Below are 17,888 nucleotides of genomic sequence, written 5' to 3' on the forward strand. Positions count from 1 at the left end.
TGATTATTTAATTGTTGTTTTTAAATATACAGATTTAATTACTCGATATAATTGTGTTGCTTTAATTTTTCTAAAATATAATTTGGGCATCTAGTAGGTTTGTTGTTTTCCATATTAATGAATGCCAAAACCGTATTTCCGATGCATATTATTTCGTTATTCTGATTAGTTATTTCATAGTCAAATTCTATCTTAACACTAGGTGTTTTTTTTAAGCTGGTAGTAATTGTTAATTCATCGTCATAAAGTGCCGATTTCTTAAAATTACAGTTTAAAGAAATAACTGGCAGCATTGTACCCGAATTTTCCATATATTTGTACGTGATGCCCATAGAACGTAGCCATTCGGTACGCCCTATTTCAAAATATTGTGCATAATTTCCGTGATATACAACCCCCATTTGATCGGTTTCGGCATATCTAACTCTAATTGTAGTTTTGTGTTTTCGCAAATTTTTTTAAGTTAAAATTTAGGCTAACGATACATAAAAAATAATTAATAATCAATAGTGTTTCAATTTTTTTTTACTGAAATTTATTCACACTTTTGTTCGTCCATTCGGTAACGTATGGCATCCCCCAAAAAAATCAGATTTTACTAATTTTTTTAACCTTTATTACACTAAATGACTAAGACTGCAGAAACAGTTTGGATGGAATGCTTGTCTTTTATTAAAGACAATATTAAGCCGCAAGCCTATAAGACTTGGTTTGAGCCTATTAAGCCGATAAAATTATCTGGGGAGGCTTTAACAATTCAGGTTCCTAGTAAGTTTTTTTACGAATGGTTAGAAGAGCATTACATTAAGTTATTAAGAGTAGCTTTGGTACGTCAGTTAGGTAATGATGCAAAGTTAATTTATGATGTACGTATGGAAAATACGTATAGTAGTAACAGTCCGCAAACGGTTAAAATACCTAGTTCAAATCGTAATCCATTAAAACCGCAAAAGGTATCGGTTCCAATAGAGTCTAAAAGAGAATTAAAAAATCCTTTTATAATTCCTGGATTGCAAAAAGTAAAAATTGAATCTCAGTTAAATCCGAATTACAATTTTGCAAATTTTGTTGAAGGAGATTCTAACAGGTTAGCGCGTTCGGCAAGTATGGCAGTAGCTAACAAACCAGGAGGAACATCTTTTAATCCGTTATTAATTTATGGTGGAGTAGGTTTAGGAAAAACGCACTTGGCACATGCAATTGGTGTTGAGATTAAAGATAAATATCCAGACAAGACAGTTTTATATATTTCATCAGAAAAGTTTACACAACAGTTCATTGATTCTGTAAAGTCAAATACTAGAAATGATTTTATTCATTTTTATCAAATGATTGATGTGTTAATTATTGATGATGTTCAATTTTTATCTGGTAAAGCTGGTACGCAGGATGTGTTCTTCCATATTTTTAACCATTTACATCAAAATGGAAAACAGGTAATTTTAACTTCTGATAAAGCGCCTGTTGATATGCAAGATATTGAACAGCGTTTATTATCTCGTTTTAAATGGGGGTTATCGGCAGAGTTGCAAGCTCCAGATTATGAAACTCGTATTTCGATACTTCAAAATAAGTTATTTAGAGATGGGGTGGAAATGCCAGAAGAAATTGTAGAATACATCGCTAAGAATATTAAATCGAATGTTCGTGAGTTAGAAGGTGTTATTATTTCTATGATTGCTCAAGCTTCTTTTAATAGAAAAGAATTTACAATTGAGTTAGCAAAACAAATTGTAGATAAATTCGTTAAGAACACTAAGAAAGAAGTTTCGATAGAATACATTCAAAAAGTAGTTTCTAAATACTTTGATATGGATGTGGCTACACTTCAATCTAAAACAAGAAAACGTCATATTGTACAAGCGCGTCAGTTGGCAATGTACTTTGCTAAGCGATTAACAAAATCATCGTTAGCAAGTATTGGTAGTCAAATAGGGCAAAGAGATCATGCTACTGTTTTACATGCTTGTAAAACGGTTGATAACTTGACTGAAACTGATAAGCAATTTAGAAAGTACGTTGACGACTTACTAAAGAAATTAACCTTATAAAATAAGATAAATGAAAATACTAATGGTTTGTTTGGGGAATATTTGTCGTTCGCCATTGGCCGAAGGTATTTTACAATCAAAAGTTTCTAGTGATGTAATTGTGGATTCTGCTGGAACATCAGGATATCATGAAGGTGAATTACCAGATAAACGTTCAATTGCAGTTGCTCATAAATATGGAATAGATATTACAAATCAACGTTCTAGAAAATTCAGAAGAAAAGATTTTCAGGAGTTTGATTTAATCTACGCCATGGATGAGAGTAATTATATTGATATTTTATCGTTAGCAAGTACAGAAGAAGAAAAGGAGAAGGTAAAGATGATTCTTAATGAATCACATCCTGAAGAAGATAGAAATGTCCCAGATCCGTATTATGGAGGAGAAATGGGATTTGAAAATGTATACCGAATGTTAGACGAAGCTTGTAGTGTAATAGCTTCAAAAATATAAGCCCCCATGAGAGGAAAACTCTATTTAATTCCCACAACTTTAGGAGATACAGAACCTTTAGAGGTAATGCCATTATCAGTTAAAAAAGTAGTTGAGCATTTAGATTTTTTTATTGTTGAAAATGAAAAATCTGCAAGACGTTTTATTAAAAGAATTACGCCTTCAAAATCTCAACCTTCTTTACAATTAAGGTTGTTAGATAAATATTCTGATGAATTTGAAACTCAAAATTATTTAGATATATGCGATGAAGATATATCGGTTGGTTTATTGTCTGAAGCAGGGGTTCCTGCAGTGGCAGATCCTGGAGCTAGTATTGTTAAGTTGGCACATCAAAAAGGAATACAAGTAGTACCATTGGTTGGGCCATCGTCTATCTTAATGGCAATGATGGCTTCTGGAATGAATGGACAAAATTTTGCATTTAACGGATATCTTCCTATTGATAAGTCAGACAGAAAAAAAGCAATAAAAGAGCTTGAGAGACTTTCAAGAGAAAAGAATCAATCACAAATTTTTATTGAAACGCCGTATAGGAATGAAAAAATGTTAGACGATTTACGAGCTACTCTATCTCAAGAAACAAGAATATGTGTTGCGTGTGATATTACGCTTCCTTCTGAATATATAAAAACATTGTCTGTAAAAGATTGGAAGAAAACAAAAACCGATTTACATAAAAGACCTACCATATTTATTATTCATAAATAAAAAAAAGCACCGAAATCTCGGTGCTTTTTTAATAACATTAATTAATCTAAACTACTGGTTTTTTGTTTGCTTTGATGTTAGCAACATCATAACCAGCAAATTTTTTCATATAAGACTCTATAGAGGTTCCAAATGCGTCTTTAAATTTAAAACTACCATTTGATCTTAAGTATTTTTTTACATTACCAGCACCGCTTAAGTGTGCTGCTGCCAAAATACCCGATTCAGTAATTTTAACACCATTAATGGTTTTCCCTACACTTCTTCTAATGTCTTTTCTTAAAATCCATTTGTTAACCTTACAAAGCGCTATAAAGGCTTTTTCTTGTAACTCAGGATCTTTTAAAAAGTTTTGAGTGTTGTAAATCCTAAATCTCTTTAAAGTACTTTTGCCAAATTGGTACTTACCAAGATATCCTAGTTTGTTTACTATAGAGTACCTTCCTTGAGATTCTTTAAAAGCTAAAGCTTCTTTAAAACCAACAAAATCATTTTGTAAATAGGGGAAGTTTAATTTTGTGTTGTTTAAAACCGTTATAGGTTTAGCTTTTTTGTTTTCTTCACTTGGCGTTGTCGTAAAACTTGTCAATGTGATAAAACAAACGATTACAAAAATTAAATTTCTAATAACAATAATCTTTCTGTTTAGCACTGCAAAGATATAATGTTTTTATGTTAAAAACCTAATTTACAAATGATTAGGGTGTTTTTCTTTTTGTTAATAAAGGAAAAAAACGTGTTTAAAATTGTAAGTTCATCAACTATTTTTAGAAATAATTGATGATTTATTAATAAGAGGTTGAAATGATTGAGAATAAAATTTTGTTAAAAATTATTTTCTAATTCCTCTTTGACTAATCCAACGTTGGTATTTTGCAGCGTTACGATTGTGCTGTGCTAATGAATGTGTAAACTCATGAAAACCAATATTATCAATGCTTGCGCACATAAAAAAGTAGTTATGTTTTTGAGGATTTAATACCGCATCAATTGCAGAAATATCGGGCATTGCAATTAGTGTAGGAGGTAATCCTCTATGTTTATAAGTATTGTATGGTGAATCTTTTGTTTCATCTATATATTTAAACAAAACACGTTTAATTACCATGTCTTTATTTTGTTGTTGTTTTGCATAAATGATAGTTGGATCAGCTTCTAAAGGCCATTTGTTTCTTAATCTATTTAAATACAACCCTGCTACTGTAGGTCTTTCGTTTTTTTGAACAGTTTCTTTATGAACAATAGAGGCAAGGGTAATTACTTCTTGTGGAGTTAAGTTTTGTTTTTTTGCTTTTTCTATTCGAGAAGTATTCCAAAACTTTTTGTATTCTCTCAACATTTTGTCTCTAAACTTATCAGCAGAAGTATTCCAATAAAATTCATAACTATTCGGAATATACATACCTAAAGCAGAAGTTTCTGTGAAATTATTGTTCTTTAAAAAAACACTATTCTTCATTGATTGAATTAAAGAAGTTGAATCTGCTTCTATTTGCTGAGATATTCTTTTGGCTAACTTTTCTAAAGTGTCTTGATTGTTGAAAGAAACTTTTACAGTTTTTTGTTTTCCACTTCTGAATAGATTTACCAAATCGTTCATACTCATTCCTTTTTTAATTTGGAATTTTCCGCCTTTAGATTTTGTAAACTTCTTCTTTTGAGCTACCCAATGAAAGTTATCAGGATTATTTACAAAAGGAGCAATGTTTTTTTGAATGGTTTCTAAATCAGAATTTGATTTGATAAAAACCGTAGCATCTTGTTTTACAGCCGAACCATAAATTTTTGAGTAAAAGCTGTAGCCGACAGTAATTAAAATTAATGCTATTGCACCTATAGCTCCGTATATAATCTTTTTGTTCATTTTAAGGGGTGGGGTTTATGAGTTGAAAAAGAATTTCGTTTTTAAATCCGTTAATTGTTGAGTTCCAATCTTTTTTAATACCTACTTGTTCAAAATTTAACTTTTTAAACAATTGAATACTATAAAAATTGTCTTCAGTAATATTTGCATACAATTGATGTAGTTGCAAATATGTAAAAGAATATTTAATTAATAAAGATAAAGCTTCTGAAGCATATCCATTATTTTGATAGTCGGGGTGAATTAAAATTCCAATTCCTGCACGTTTATGTCTTGGGTTGAAATCAAATATATCAATCATTCCGATAGGAGAATTGTTAGAGTTCGATTCTATAACTAAACGAAGTTGTTTGGTTTCGTAAACATCTAAATGAGCAGTTTCTAAGTATAGTTTTAACGTGTATTTAGAAAAAGGTTGTTGTGTATGGCTAACCTCCCAAAAGTTTTCATTGTTTTCAATTTGAAAAAGAAAATCTAAATCTTCAGGCTCTAAAGCACGTAAATTGATATGGTTACCTTTTAATGTTTGCATTAAATTTCTATTTCTCCTTTAAAAACAAAAGTTGCAGGACCTTTTAAAAATACGTTTTTATAAACGCTTCCTTCTTTAGAAAAAGAAACTTCTAATGTACCTCCTTTAACAGGTAGAGTAATGTTATTGCTATCTGTTTTTTTTGTTTCATACATAGCAATAGCAACAGCGGTAACTCCAGTACCACAAGCAAGAGTTTCATCTTCTACACCTCGTTCGTATGTTCTTACTTTAAAAGTATTTTCGCTTACTTGTTCAACAAAATTAACATTGCTTCCTTTGGTTCCATAAACATCATTTCTAATTTTTTTTCCTTCAGAAAAAACAGGAAAATTATTCAAATCTTCGACCAGTTGAACATGATGTGGAGATCCTGTATTGGTAAAAACATAGTTACTATGAATTTCAACAGAATTTACATTTATCATTTGTAAAGAAACTTCGTTGCCTATTATTGAAGCGTGATGTAAGCCATCAATAGCATTAAAAGTAGTGTTCTTTTCAAATAAACCTAAAGAATGAGCAAAAGCTACAATACAGCGTCCGCCATTACCACACATTGAACTTTCGTTACCATCGGCATTGTAATATACCATTTTAAAATCGGTAACATTATCTTCTTCTAAAAGAATAAATCCATCTGCACCAATACCAAAATAACGATTACAGAGTTTGTTAATTAATTCGGTATTGTTTTTTGGAAAGGTTTTTGCTCTATTATCAACTATAATAAAATCATTTCCTGTTCCTTGGTATTTGTAAAAGCTCAAATTCATAAGGGCAAAGTTAAGAATTTAATGTGGTAAATATGACTGTTAAATAGGGGTTAAAATCTGTTAAATGGAAGTTAAACAGAATTCTTTGAAATGTTAAAATTGTATATTTGAACTACTAAATTATTGATGAATATGAAGAAAATATTTGGATTATTAAGTATAGCTATTTTAGGAGGTGTTTTTACACTTGGAGGATATAAAATGTTGATTGAAAAACCAGTGGTAGTAGAAACTACAAGTCAACCAACATTACAAACAGTTAAGGCAAATTATTCACCTGCTATGGTGAGTAACACAGAAGCGTTACCAACTAATTTTACAGAAGCAGCAGAGAAAACTGTAAATGCTGTAGTGCACGTAAAAAATACAGCAGTTCGTACTCAGCAAGACCCGTATAGTTTCTTTTTTGGAGGAAACGGTACGCGTGAAAGAAAACAAGTTGGTACAGGAAGTGGAGTAATTATTTCACCAGATGGTTACATAGTTACCAATAACCACGTGATTAAAGATGCAGTAGATATTGAAATTACTTTAAATAATAGAAAAAAGGTTAAAGCAGAATTAATCGGTGCTGATGAAAGTAATGATATTGCGTTACTAAAAATAGATGTAGATGGAGCTTTACCAAATTTACCTTTTGGTAACTCTGATAATGCTAAAATAGGTGAGTGGGTATTAGCTGTTGGAAACCCATACAACTTAACATCAACTGTAACTGCAGGAATTGTAAGTGCTAAAGGACGAGATTTAGAAGGAAATGGAACCAATATCGATTCATTTATTCAAACAGATGCAGCTGTAAATCCAGGGAATAGTGGAGGAGCATTAGTAAATACAAGAGGTGAGTTAATAGGAATTAACACAGCAATATCTTCAAGAACAGGTTCTTTTATAGGATATTCATTTGCAGTACCATCTAATATTGCTAAAAAAATTATTGATGACTTATTAGAATATGGTTCTGTACAAGAAGCTTTAATAGGTTTTGTGCCAGAGTTAAAAAATCAAGATGAAATTAAAGGTGTAAAAATCGCATCGATAGATTCTGAAAGTGGAGCATCTAAAGCAGGTTTAAGAGAAGGAGATATTATAACAGGAGTTAATAATGTTGAAATTAGAAAATTTTCAGACTTAAAAGGACAGTTAAAAGCTAAAAGACCAGGAGAGTTAATTGATGTAACAATCGATAGAGATGGTGAAGAGATGATAAAAACCGTAGCTCTTACAAAAAGAGTTGTTTTACCAATTAGTTCGAGATTAAATACTGAATTTGAAGATTTAAATTCAAAAGATAAAAAGAAGTTTAATATTACTGGAGGAGCAAAGATCAAAAGGACTGCAAACCCAATATTTAAAGAATTTGAAGTAGGAGAAGGTTATATTTTAACAAAAGTAAATGGGCAAAAGGTTAATTCAGCGGCAGAAGCAGTACAGGTATTGGATAACAACTATAATAAAAGACTTATATTAGAAATGATTAGTCCATCAGGTCAATTAGAAAGATTTAGATACTAGAATAGTTTACATATGTTAGTTATAGAAAATCTCATCAAATTTTGATGAGATTTTTCTTTTACAAATCATTTACGAAATCGTTTGAAATAACTACTTTTGCACCAAAATTTTAAAATTTTAGTTAACACACAACTATGTCAACAATAACAAATTACGAAAAAGAAGTAGTTAATCAAGCTCAAATAAGAAGAGCAACTACAGAGTTTATTAATATCGTGAACGATTTATGGTACGATAAATCAATCGAATTAGTATTGTTTAGAAATCAACTTGTAGATAAAAGAGCAAGTGAAGTTTTAAACTTAATAAATTATGCAGGTGAGTTTGTTGCAAAACCTATTTCTATTCAAGATGCTTTAGAAATTGCAAGAGCAATTCAGTCTATTGATTTACCAGCTTCTAAATTAGACATTGGTAAGTTAGCTTACGAATGCCATTTAAATGAAGATTCTTGTGGTGATAAAGTTGAGTTTGTAAAAAATCAATTAAAAGATGCTACTGAAGCTACCAACTTTGAACCTAAAGATGTGGTATTATACGGTTTTGGTCGTATTGGTCGTTTATTAGCTCGTGAGTTAAGTAGTAAAATGGGTAAAGGTTCTCAATTACGTTTAAGAGCTGTTGTTACTCGTGGTAAAATAGATAAAGATGTTTTAGAAAAAAGAGCTTCTTTATTAAGTATCGATTCTGTTCATGGAGATTTCTTAGGAACAGTTCAAGTAGATGAAGAAAATAACGCGTTAATTATTAACGGAACAACAGTATATATGATTTCTGCTGCGCAACCAGAAGATATCGATTATACTAAATACGGAATTAACGATGCGTTAATTATAGATAATACAGGAGCGTTTAGGGATAAAGAAGCATTAAGTCGTCACTTAGTTCCAAACGGATCAAGTAAAGTATTATTAACTGCACCAGGAAAAGGAATTCCTAATATTGTACATGGAGTAAATCATTTAGAGAATAACCCAGATAATATCGATATTTTCTCTGCTGCATCTTGTACAACCAATGCAATTACTCCTGTATTAAAAGTTTTAGAAGATAACTTCGGAATTAAGAAAGGACACTTAGAAACAATTCATGCATATACAAACGATCAGAATTTAGTTGATAATATGCATAAAAAATACCGTAGAGGTAGAGCTGCTGCATTAAACATGGTAATTACTGAAACAGGAGCAGGAAAAGCAGTTTCAAAAGCATTACCAGCTTTAGAAGGTAAATTAACCTCTAGTGCTATTCGTGTACCAGTACCAAATGGTTCTTTAGCAATCTTAAATTTACAGTTACATAAAGATGCTACTGTAGAATCTATCAATGCAATTATGAAAAAATATGCATTAGAAGGAGACTTAGTAGAGCAAATTCAATATTCATTAAGTAATGAATTAGTTTCTTCTGATATTGTAGGTACAACTGCACCTTCAATCTTTGATAGTAAAGCTACAATTGCCGACGGAAATACAATTGTAATTTATGTATGGTATGATAATGAATACGGGTATTCTCACCAAGTAATGCGTTTAGCAAAACATATTGCTAAAGTTCGTCGTTATACGTATTATTAACATAGGTTAAGAAATTAATACAATTAAAGCCGAAACATTTGAATGTTTCGGCTTTTTTGCTATTTTTGATTCGTAAACCCCTAAACACCCCCTAATTATGAAAAAAGTACTTACACTTTTTGTGAAGGTATTTTCTATCTTCTCGTTATTATTAATCTCAACAGTAACTTACGCACAAGAAATTAATGAAGTAGATTTTCTTACTTCTGGTAAATGGTTTTTAGAGTCTGTTCAAATTGGTGAAGAAACCCAAGAATTTTCTAAAGGAAATAGTTGGATGGTTTTTCATGCAGATGGAAAGTATGAAATTATGATGAGCGAAAATGAGCAAAAAGGAAATTGGAAATTCGATGAAAATGAAAAGGCAATTCAATTTCAAGATAGCGAAAATTTAGCTGCAGGTTTTAAAATTAAAACCTTAAACAAAAAGCAATTATTAGTTGTGGCTTCAGAAGGAGATTTAGCCTACACAATGAAGCTTACAAAATAATTTGTTACAACATATTAAAATTTAAACCGAAGTTTTTACTTCGGTTTTTTTTGTTGAAAAGTGTTTTGTTGAGACCATATTTAACTAAAGCTTTTTATTAAATTAGCAGATATTATAATACTTCTTAAAACAAACAAATGAAATCTTTACTAACCTTTATACTATCATTCGTTATTATGTCAACTGTAAATTCACAAAACAAACTTCCATATTATGAAATTCCCGAAGCGCCAAAAGAGTATACTGCAGGTACAGTTGCTAGTAGAATGGTTGACGGATTAGGTTTTAGATATTATTGGGCTACCGAAGGCTTAACAGAAAAAGACTTACAATTTAAACCAAGTGAAAAAGGAAGATCAACTTTCGATACCGTAGATCATATTTTAGTATTATCGATAATGACATTAAGTGCAGTGGAAGGAATTGAAATGAGTTTTCCAGATGAAGGATCATTAACATTTGCTGAAATGAGAAAATTAACGTTAGAAAATTTTAAAAAGACAAGTGATATTCTTAGAAAATCAAATGATTTATCTAAGTATGTAATGAAAATTAAGAGAAGAAATGGTGAGGTAGCAGAATATCCTTTTTGGAATCAACTTAACGGACCAATTGCAGATGCAATTTGGCATTGTGGACAGTTAGTCTCTTTTCGTCGTTCAGCAGGAAATCCATTACCTAAAGGACCAAGCTTTTTAACAGGTAAAGTAAGAAGGTAAGATGAGAACTTTATATATAGTCTTCACAATATTATTGCTGTCGTTTTGGTCTTGCAAGCCAGAAGAGAAAAAGAATAAGGAATCAGAAGAGGTTAAGAAAGAAGTTGTTAAACAAGTAGAAGATAAGTTTGCTTCTTTTCCTAAAGATGTGTTTTATGCAAAGGATGATTGTGTGTTGTTTTTGCAACCTTCTAAAGAATATTTTAATGAAAAACTAAAAGGAGAAGAGGGGATAGAAGAAGTGGCTTCTGATGCAGAATATTATGCAAACGAGTTTTACAAAACTCAAAAAGATAAACGTAAAATATATTTTGTAACTCAACGAATAGTAGCGTTAATCAATTCGGAAAATGATACTACTTTAATAGATCGATATAACAAAGATTTAATCTATGGAGCTATTATTCAGCAAAAAGATTCAGTTCAAATTTTAGAAGGAGTACAAACAACCATAGATTTAGAAATGGCATTGGGGATTTTTGATCCAAAAAATAAAATTAATTAGTTCAATTTCAGTTATTTTTAATTGAAATATGTTGGTAAAATTTTATAAATGAAAGATTTTGATAGTGTAGTAATTGAAAGTATTAAAAAATACAAAGTAGATGGTGATTTATTTCAGACGAATGTTCCAATATTTTTTAAAAACAAAAAAACTAATGATAGGTATAAAAATACTATCATAGAAATATTTGAAAAAAATAAAATTACTGAAGAGAAAGCAAAAATTATTATACTTGGTGTTAGGAATAGTTTAAAAGAGCATAATTATAATTATTATGAAAGAGGGGTAAGCCTAATTTCTGATTATGTCTACGATTTAACACTTAAGTATTTAAGGTGTTTAGAAGAGATTTTTGAAGATAAAACTAAAAACACACCAACAAGAACTGTAGGAGTAAATCCAAATAGGAATTCAGGCTTTAAGTCAAATGAAAGTTCATCCCGTAAACATTTTGAAACCATTACTCATAAAAACAGAATGTATTCTTTAGATAATTCCTATTCTAAAGAAGATTTGTTAGATTGGGAAAAGCGCATTCAAAAGATATTAGGAACATCAGAAATAGCATATACTTGTGAGTTAAAGTACGATGGAGCTTCCATCAATTTAACGTATGAAAATGGTGAGTTTGTTAGAGCAGTTACCAGAGGAGATGGTTTTCAAGGAGATGAAGTAACAACGAATATTCGTACGATAAAATCAATTCCTTTAGTGCCTAATGGTGATTTTGTTGCCAATTTTGAGATGCGTGGAGAAATTATTCTTCCGTTAGATGGTTTTGAAAAGATGAATGAAGAACGCGTAGCGAATGGAGAAGAACCATATAAAAATCCACGAAATACTGCTAGTGGAAGTTTAAAGTTACAAGATAGTGGTGAGGTGACAAAAAGACCTTTAGATTGTTTGTTGTATCAATTGGTTACTGATGAGCGTAAATACGCATCACATTTTGAAAGTTTAGAAGCGGCTCGTAAGGTTGGTTTCAAAGTTCCAAAAACAATCGTTTTAGCAAAATCTATTGAAGAAGTTTTTGCGTTTGTAAACGAGTGGGATACAAAACGCCATGACTTACCTTATGAAACCGATGGAGTTGTAATTAAAGTGAATTCATTTCAGCAACAAGACGAATTAGGATTTACTTCAAAAGCGCCTCGTTGGGCAATTGCTTACAAGTTTAAAGCAGAACAAGTTTCTACCAAACTAAATGACATTACCTATCAAGTTGGTCGTACAGGAGCTATTACTCCCGTAGCAAATTTAGAGCCTGTACATTTAGCGGGGACGGTTGTAAAAAGAGCTTCTTTACACAATGCAGATCAAATTGAAAAATTAGATATTCGAATTAACGATACTGTTTTTGTTGAAAAAGGTGGAGAAATTATTCCTAAAATCATAGCAGTAGATTTCACAAAACGTTCAGAAAATTCTGAACCAACACAATATGCAACGCATTGTCCTGAATGTAATACAGAATTAGTAAGAAAAGAAGGAGATGCGAAACATTATTGTCCTAACGAATTCGGTTGTGCGCCTCAAATTACAGGTCGTATCCAGCATTTTATATCAAGAAAAGCAATGGATATTGATGGATTGGGAGGAGAGACAGTTGATTTATTACGTAAAGAAGGTTTAATTCAAAATTATGCCGATTTATATGAGTTAACAATTGAGCAAATTATTCCTTTAGAAAGAATGGCAGAGAAATCAGCTCAAAATATGATTAATGGTATTGAAAAATCGAAGGAAATTCCGTTTGAAAAAGTACTATATGCTTTAGGAATTCGATTTGTAGGAGAAACTGTAGCAAAAAAACTAGCTAAACATTTTAAGTCAATTGATAATCTAATGACTGCCAATTTTGAAACCTTAGTTGCTGTTGACGAAATAGGGGATAGAATTGCACAAAGTATTATCGATTTTTCCAATGACTTAGGGAATATTCAGTTAATAGATAGATTAAAATCTTATGGAATTCAATTAGAAGTTTCCGCTGAAAGTTTAGAAAACCAATCGGATAAACTAGCGGGAAAAGTATTTGTAGTTTCAGGGGTATTTCACCAAATGAGTAGAAATGAGTTAAAGAAAGCTATTGAAGATAATGGCGCTAAGGTAAGTTCATCCATATCAAAAAAGACAAATTATGTGGTTGCAGGAGATAATATGGGGCCAAGTAAATTAGCAAAAGCAGAGAGTTTAGAAATTCCAATTATTTCTGAACAAGATTTTATTGATATGATTAGTTAGGTCTTTACAAATAATCATTCCATTTATTTTAAGAAAACATGAGTAAACAAACTAAAGTAGCGATAGCTTCAATATTATTTTTAATAGTCTCTATAGCTGATGTATATGCAGTTATAATACAAAATAAATTTTTAGAAACTATTTTTAAACCTTTGTTAATGACAACACTTGTCGTTGTGTATTTAGTATCGGTTAAGAAGCCTAATTTTTGGTTAATTTCAGCGTTGTTTTTTTCTTTTTGGGGAGATGTTTTCTTGTTAGATAAAACTAATTATTTTGTGTTTGGACTAGCTTCTTTTTTAGTTGCTCATATTATGTATATAAAAATGACTTCTCAGTTTTTAGAGAAGAAAGGATTGTCACAAATATTAAAATCTGCAATTATATTTGTTATTCTATTTGCTGGAATATTATTTCTTATAAAAGATAATTTAGGAGAAATGTTAATTCCTGTAATTGTATACGGAATTGCAATATCAGCTTTTGGTACTTGTGCTTTACTATATTACCAACAAAGTAAATCCACTGCTAGTTTATGGCTATTGTTAGGAGCTATTTTATTTATTGCATCAGATAGTTTAATTGCGTTGAATAATTTTTATACACCAAAGCACTTTTTCGATATTTCAATTATAGTTTTATATATTGTATCTCAATATTTAATATGTAAATCTGTAATTGCAATTCAAGAATAATGAAAATTAAATCTTTTGATTTTTTAATTCATATTTCATTTTTAATTACTACAATAATTTTTTTGTTTGTAATGCTAAATGGTAATGAAGTTGAACGAATGATTTGTTCTACATTACCAATGCTATGTCTTTTAGTATTTTATTTTAAGAAAAAAATAAAGGTTAATTTAGTAGTATTAATATCAATGTTGTTAACAATTGTCGCCAATGTTTTTTTTGTTGATAATAACAATTTTAACATAGGAATGTTCTTTTTTACATTAGTGCATTTAGCTTTGATACAAGTTGTGTTTAATTATATAAAAGAAGTTAATAGAAAGAATGTTTATTTCTATTTTATGTCATTTTTAATTTTCTTCTTAATTATCTTTTATATTGTCTTTGGCGGTTTTACTAATGAGAAGTATTATTACATAACACTTATTTACGGAATCGTTACAAGTTTTTTAGGTGGAGTGGCTTTTACAAATTACCTTTTTAAAATGAATTTCAAGAATTTTGTACTGTTCGCTGGAATTTTTTTAGGAATTGCCTCAGATTGTATTTATGGGATAAGTTTGCTGATAGAAGAATCGGTTTATTACAATTTTTTTGGGGTATTAATTTATACGTTATCTTACTATTTAATTTATAATGGTATTTTTTTAATAGAAACTGAACTAACTAAAAAAAGGTAAAGATTATACAACCTTTACCTTTTCGGGGTTAACAAATTAAATTTAAAAATCTATAACTTATTTCCTATTACAGGAATATCTTTTCTATTTATAAATAACAAAATACTACCAGCAATTAAAGTAATTACTGCGCTATAAAACAAAATACCGCCATCTCCGTTGTGTTCAATTCCAAGTTTTGTTAAATGTCCCATAATTGCACCTCCCATTAAACCAATTGTAAGAATAGCTCCTAACCAAGTTTTTCTTGGAATGAATAATAAAATTGAAGCAATTAATTCTAAAATACCAGTGCCTATTCTCATCAAAGCTTCATTTTCTCCTGCTAACTTTGTGAATAAATCAACGCTTTCTTGAGCTGCAGTAAATTTGAAAAATAACGTTTGTAACATTATTATAGCTGCGATTAATTTTAAAATTATAGGTAGATATTTTTTCATTAATATTAGTTTTGCTGTTTTAGACGAAGATTTTTTTAAAACTTACTTATAAATATGTTTTTAATTAAAAGATTACTTTTTACAATAACGTTGTTTAGTGTGCTTTTTTCTTGTAAAACAACAGATATAGCATCAGAAAAAAAAGTTGAATTAAAGTTTTTAGATGAATACGTATTTCCTATAAATAAAGAGTTTAAAGGAAATGCTATTGGAGGTTTATCTGGAATAGATGCAGTTGATAATGATTATTTTTTAGCAGTTGATGATGCAAGAGATCCGCGAATTTTTAAAGCGAAAATTATTATTGAAAATTCTAAAATTAAAGACGTAGAATTTATTGATGTACTTAAATTAAATAAAAAAGAATCAGATTTTTTTAGAGAAAACCATCTCGATTTAGAATCTGTTCTTTTCGATTCTGAAAATCAAGAACTAGTCTTAACTAGTGAGGGATCAATAAAAAAAGGAAAGAATCCGTTGCTGTTTTCGGTATCCAAAAATGGAAAATTTAAGACAAACTATCAATTGCCAGAAAAGTTTTTAGTATCTAGCAAAGAGCCTAGACATAACGGAACTTTTGAAGGATTAAGCCATAGCGCTGATAAAAAAGGATATTGGACAGCGATGGAATTTCCTTTAAAATCAGATGGGGAAGAACCTTCTTTCGGTAGCGAGAAATCGTATGTAAGATTTACTTATGTAAATAAGGAGTTAAAACAAACTACCAAAGAATATGTGTACAATTTATCTTCAATTTCTAGACCACTAAAAGGTCATGTGAATTTGAATGGTTTAACCGATATTCTCGAATATAAACCAAATCATTTTTTTGTGTTAGAAAGAACTTATCAAAGCGGTTATAAAAATTCAAACATTGTTAGAATATATGAAGCGATAATTAATAAAAAGACAACGAATACGCTACAAATAAATGCATTAGTAAATAAAAATATAAATCCGATGAAAAAAAGATTGATATTTGATTTTGAATCGGTAAGAAATCAACTAACTGATAGCTTTGTAGATAATATTGAAGGAATAACTTTTGGTCCAAAACTTAAGAATGGAAATCAAAGTCTAATTTTAGTGTCAGACGATAACTTTCAAGTTTACGGTAAACAGTTAAATCAATTTGTATTGATAGAAATTAAAGAATAAAACTTTATTTTTGAACGATTGTAAAACCTTACGATGATATCCAAACTTAAACAAAAATCTATAAAAAAAGCTTACGAAAAGCTTGTTTCAAAAACTGTTTTAACCAAACAAAATAATGCTAAGATTAATTCTGTAGCAATTTTATTAGACAAAGAAACACTTAAAAACATTGTGTTGTCTAATATTAAAAATACCCTTCCTTTTAAAGAAGCTCAAATCACAGTTTTAATCTTAAGAGAGTTTAATAAAAAGCAAGAAGAATCTCCAGAGTTTTTTTCTGATAATGATTTCGGATTTAAAGCGAGTTTAAAATCAGACAATTTAAAAGATTTCGTTAAAAACGATTACGATTTACTTATTAACTATACAAAAGAACCGAATTTATATACGAATATGATAACTTTGTTATCACAAGCAAAATTAAAAGCTGGCTTCGCTAATATCGATGATAGATTGTTTGATTTAGTAGTGTCTGAGCCAACTTTTAACGAAGCAATTTTAAATCAAGAATTAAAAAAATACCTAACGATTTTAAATAAAATATAATGCAAAAGTTTGTAGGAACAGGAGTAGCTTTAGTAACTCCATTTAAAGAAGATAAATCGGTTGATTTTGATGCATTAGAGCGTTTAGTAACCTATCAAATAGAAAACGGTGTTAATTACTTAGTAGTTTTAGGAACTACAGGTGAGCCAGCAACACTTACAAAAGAAGAAAAAGAAGCTGTAAAACAAAAAATAATAGAGGTTAATAATGGAAAATTACCTTTGGTTTTAGGAATTGGAGGAAACAATACAGCTGCTGTGATAGATGAAATTCAATCAACAGATTTAAGTCATTTTGATGGAATATTATCTGTATCACCATATTATAATAAACCTACTCAAGAAGGAATTTATCAGCACTTTAAAGCGATAGCAGAAGCTACTGAAAAACCTATCATTGTATACAATGTTCCAGGAAGAACCTCTTCTAACATGTCACCAGAAGTTGTTGTAAGACTAGCTAACGATTTCGATAATATTGTAGCGGTTAAAGAAGCGGCTGGAGATATGGTTCAAGCAATGAGGATTATACAAAATGCACCTGAAGAATTCTTAGTGATCTCAGGAGATGATATGATTGCTTTACCGATGACTTTAGCTGGTGGAGCTGGAGTAATAAGTGTAATAGGTGAAGGTTTGCCAAAAGAATTTTCTCAAATGATTCAATTAGGGTTAGAAGGAAAAACAAAAGAAGCTTACGAACTACATTACAAAGTCGCTGATAGTATAGATATGATTTTTGCTGAAGGAAATCCAGCAGGAATAAAATCATTACTGTTAAAAAAAGGAATCTGTTTAGATGAGGTTCGTTTACCATTGGTTAAAGCTTCAGAAGAATTACAAACTGAAATTTCTGATTTTGTAGATAAACTATAATCCTCAAATAAAATATTAATAAAAGAAAGTCTACAAGTTTAACTTGTGGGCTTTTTTTA

General features: G+C 30.0%; 20 protein-coding genes. 14 read left to right on the forward strand and 6 right to left on the reverse strand.

What is annotated here, in order from left to right; all coding sequences use genetic code 11:
- Positions 1 to 38: 38 nt before the first annotated feature.
- Complete coding sequence (locus tag WH52_RS10040; protein WP_086030813.1) at positions 39 to 452, reverse strand: acyl-CoA thioesterase; 414 nt, start codon at positions 450 to 452, stop codon at positions 39 to 41.
- A gap of 174 nt (positions 453 to 626) precedes the next feature.
- Between WH52_RS10040 and dnaA the strand changes: the two genes are divergently transcribed.
- The 3 genes from dnaA to WH52_RS10055 are packed head-to-tail and all read left to right on the forward strand — an operon-like array spanning position 627 to position 3,216.
- Positions 627 to 2,051: a chromosomal replication initiator protein DnaA gene (dnaA, locus tag WH52_RS10045; protein ID WP_086030814.1), complete on the forward strand. Its 1,425-nt coding sequence runs from the start codon at positions 627 to 629 to the stop codon at positions 2,049 to 2,051.
- Positions 2,052 to 2,061: 10 nt separating this feature from the next.
- Entirely contained in the window at positions 2,062 to 2,505 is a 444-nt protein-coding gene (locus tag WH52_RS10050) for a low molecular weight protein-tyrosine-phosphatase (protein ID WP_233131546.1), read from the forward strand.
- Between the two features lie 6 nt (positions 2,506 to 2,511).
- The gene (locus WH52_RS10055; RefSeq protein ID WP_086030815.1) at positions 2,512 to 3,216 is read left to right on the forward strand and encodes an SAM-dependent methyltransferase; all 705 of its coding nucleotides are present in this window, start codon (positions 2,512 to 2,514) and stop codon (positions 3,214 to 3,216) included.
- Between the two features lie 46 nt (positions 3,217 to 3,262).
- Here the strand turns inward: WH52_RS10055 and WH52_RS10060 are convergent, their stop codons facing one another.
- From WH52_RS10060 to dapF, 4 genes are all read right to left on the reverse strand, one after another.
- Positions 3,263 to 3,754 (reverse strand): peptidoglycan-binding protein LysM, encoded by a 492-nt coding sequence (locus WH52_RS10060; protein ID WP_394335050.1) that lies wholly within the window; start codon positions 3,752 to 3,754, stop codon positions 3,263 to 3,265.
- Positions 3,755 to 4,048: 294 nt separating this feature from the next.
- Complete coding sequence (gene mltG / locus WH52_RS10065; RefSeq protein ID WP_086030817.1) at positions 4,049 to 5,080, reverse strand: endolytic transglycosylase MltG; 1,032 nt, start codon at positions 5,078 to 5,080, stop codon at positions 4,049 to 4,051.
- Position 5,081: 1 nt separating this feature from the next.
- The gene (locus WH52_RS10070) at positions 5,082 to 5,612 is read right to left on the reverse strand and encodes a GNAT family N-acetyltransferase (protein ID WP_086030818.1); all 531 of its coding nucleotides are present in this window, start codon (positions 5,610 to 5,612) and stop codon (positions 5,082 to 5,084) included.
- On the reverse strand, positions 5,612 to 6,388 hold the full coding sequence (gene dapF, locus WH52_RS10075; RefSeq protein ID WP_086030819.1) for a diaminopimelate epimerase: 777 nt from the start codon (positions 6,386 to 6,388) through the stop codon (positions 5,612 to 5,614). Before dapF ends, WH52_RS10070 begins: the two co-directional genes overlap by 1 nt.
- Before the next feature lie 132 nt (positions 6,389 to 6,520).
- On the opposite strand from dapF, the gene WH52_RS10080 reads away from it, so the two are divergent.
- From WH52_RS10080 to WH52_RS10115, 8 genes are all read left to right on the forward strand, one after another.
- Entirely contained in the window at positions 6,521 to 7,903 is a 1,383-nt protein-coding gene (locus tag WH52_RS10080) for a trypsin-like peptidase domain-containing protein (RefSeq protein ID WP_086030820.1), read from the forward strand.
- A 134-nt stretch (positions 7,904 to 8,037) separates the two neighbouring features.
- Positions 8,038 to 9,480 carry a glyceraldehyde-3-phosphate dehydrogenase gene (locus WH52_RS10085; RefSeq protein WP_086030821.1) on the forward strand — a complete coding sequence of 481 codons (1,443 nt, stop codon included), beginning with the start codon at positions 8,038 to 8,040 and terminating at the stop codon, positions 9,478 to 9,480.
- A gap of 97 nt (positions 9,481 to 9,577) precedes the next feature.
- Positions 9,578 to 9,970, forward strand: a complete 393-nt coding sequence (locus WH52_RS10090) for a hypothetical protein (RefSeq protein WP_086030822.1) — start codon at positions 9,578 to 9,580, stop codon at positions 9,968 to 9,970.
- A 137-nt stretch (positions 9,971 to 10,107) separates the two neighbouring features.
- Positions 10,108 to 10,689 carry a DinB family protein gene (locus WH52_RS10095; protein ID WP_086030823.1) on the forward strand — a complete coding sequence of 194 codons (582 nt, stop codon included), beginning with the start codon at positions 10,108 to 10,110 and terminating at the stop codon, positions 10,687 to 10,689.
- A 1-nt stretch (position 10,690) separates the two neighbouring features.
- Positions 10,691 to 11,194, forward strand: coding sequence for a hypothetical protein (locus tag WH52_RS10100; RefSeq protein ID WP_086030824.1), 504 nt, complete (start codon positions 10,691 to 10,693; stop codon positions 11,192 to 11,194).
- A 48-nt stretch (positions 11,195 to 11,242) separates the two neighbouring features.
- Positions 11,243 to 13,438: an NAD-dependent DNA ligase LigA gene (ligA, locus tag WH52_RS10105; protein WP_233131548.1), complete on the forward strand. Its 2,196-nt coding sequence runs from the start codon at positions 11,243 to 11,245 to the stop codon at positions 13,436 to 13,438.
- 38 nt (positions 13,439 to 13,476) lie between these two features.
- Positions 13,477 to 14,133 carry a lysoplasmalogenase gene (locus WH52_RS10110; protein WP_086030825.1) on the forward strand — a complete coding sequence of 219 codons (657 nt, stop codon included), beginning with the start codon at positions 13,477 to 13,479 and terminating at the stop codon, positions 14,131 to 14,133.
- On the forward strand, positions 14,133 to 14,810 hold the full coding sequence (locus WH52_RS10115) for a lysoplasmalogenase family protein (protein ID WP_086030826.1): 678 nt from the start codon (positions 14,133 to 14,135) through the stop codon (positions 14,808 to 14,810). The genes WH52_RS10110 and WH52_RS10115 overlap by 1 nt, the downstream gene beginning before the upstream one ends.
- Before the next feature lie 50 nt (positions 14,811 to 14,860).
- Here the strand turns inward: WH52_RS10115 and WH52_RS10120 are convergent, their stop codons facing one another.
- Positions 14,861 to 15,250 (reverse strand): DoxX family membrane protein, encoded by a 390-nt coding sequence (locus WH52_RS10120; protein WP_086030827.1) that lies wholly within the window; start codon positions 15,248 to 15,250, stop codon positions 14,861 to 14,863.
- A gap of 54 nt (positions 15,251 to 15,304) precedes the next feature.
- Between WH52_RS10120 and WH52_RS10125 the strand changes: the two genes are divergently transcribed.
- The 3 genes from WH52_RS10125 to dapA are packed head-to-tail and all read left to right on the forward strand — an operon-like array spanning position 15,305 to position 17,829.
- Positions 15,305 to 16,408 carry an esterase-like activity of phytase family protein gene (locus WH52_RS10125; RefSeq protein ID WP_086030828.1) on the forward strand — a complete coding sequence of 368 codons (1,104 nt, stop codon included), beginning with the start codon at positions 15,305 to 15,307 and terminating at the stop codon, positions 16,406 to 16,408.
- A gap of 33 nt (positions 16,409 to 16,441) precedes the next feature.
- Positions 16,442 to 16,954: a DUF6913 domain-containing protein gene (locus WH52_RS10130; RefSeq protein WP_086030829.1), complete on the forward strand. Its 513-nt coding sequence runs from the start codon at positions 16,442 to 16,444 to the stop codon at positions 16,952 to 16,954.
- Positions 16,954 to 17,829, forward strand: coding sequence for a 4-hydroxy-tetrahydrodipicolinate synthase (dapA, locus tag WH52_RS10135; RefSeq protein ID WP_086030830.1), 876 nt, complete (start codon positions 16,954 to 16,956; stop codon positions 17,827 to 17,829). The genes WH52_RS10130 and dapA overlap by 1 nt, the downstream gene beginning before the upstream one ends.
- Positions 17,830 to 17,888: the final 59 nt, after the last annotated feature.

It is taken from the genome of Tenacibaculum holothuriorum, from assembly GCF_002120225.1.
Classification (GTDB): domain Bacteria; phylum Bacteroidota; class Bacteroidia; order Flavobacteriales; family Flavobacteriaceae; genus Polaribacter; species Polaribacter holothuriorum.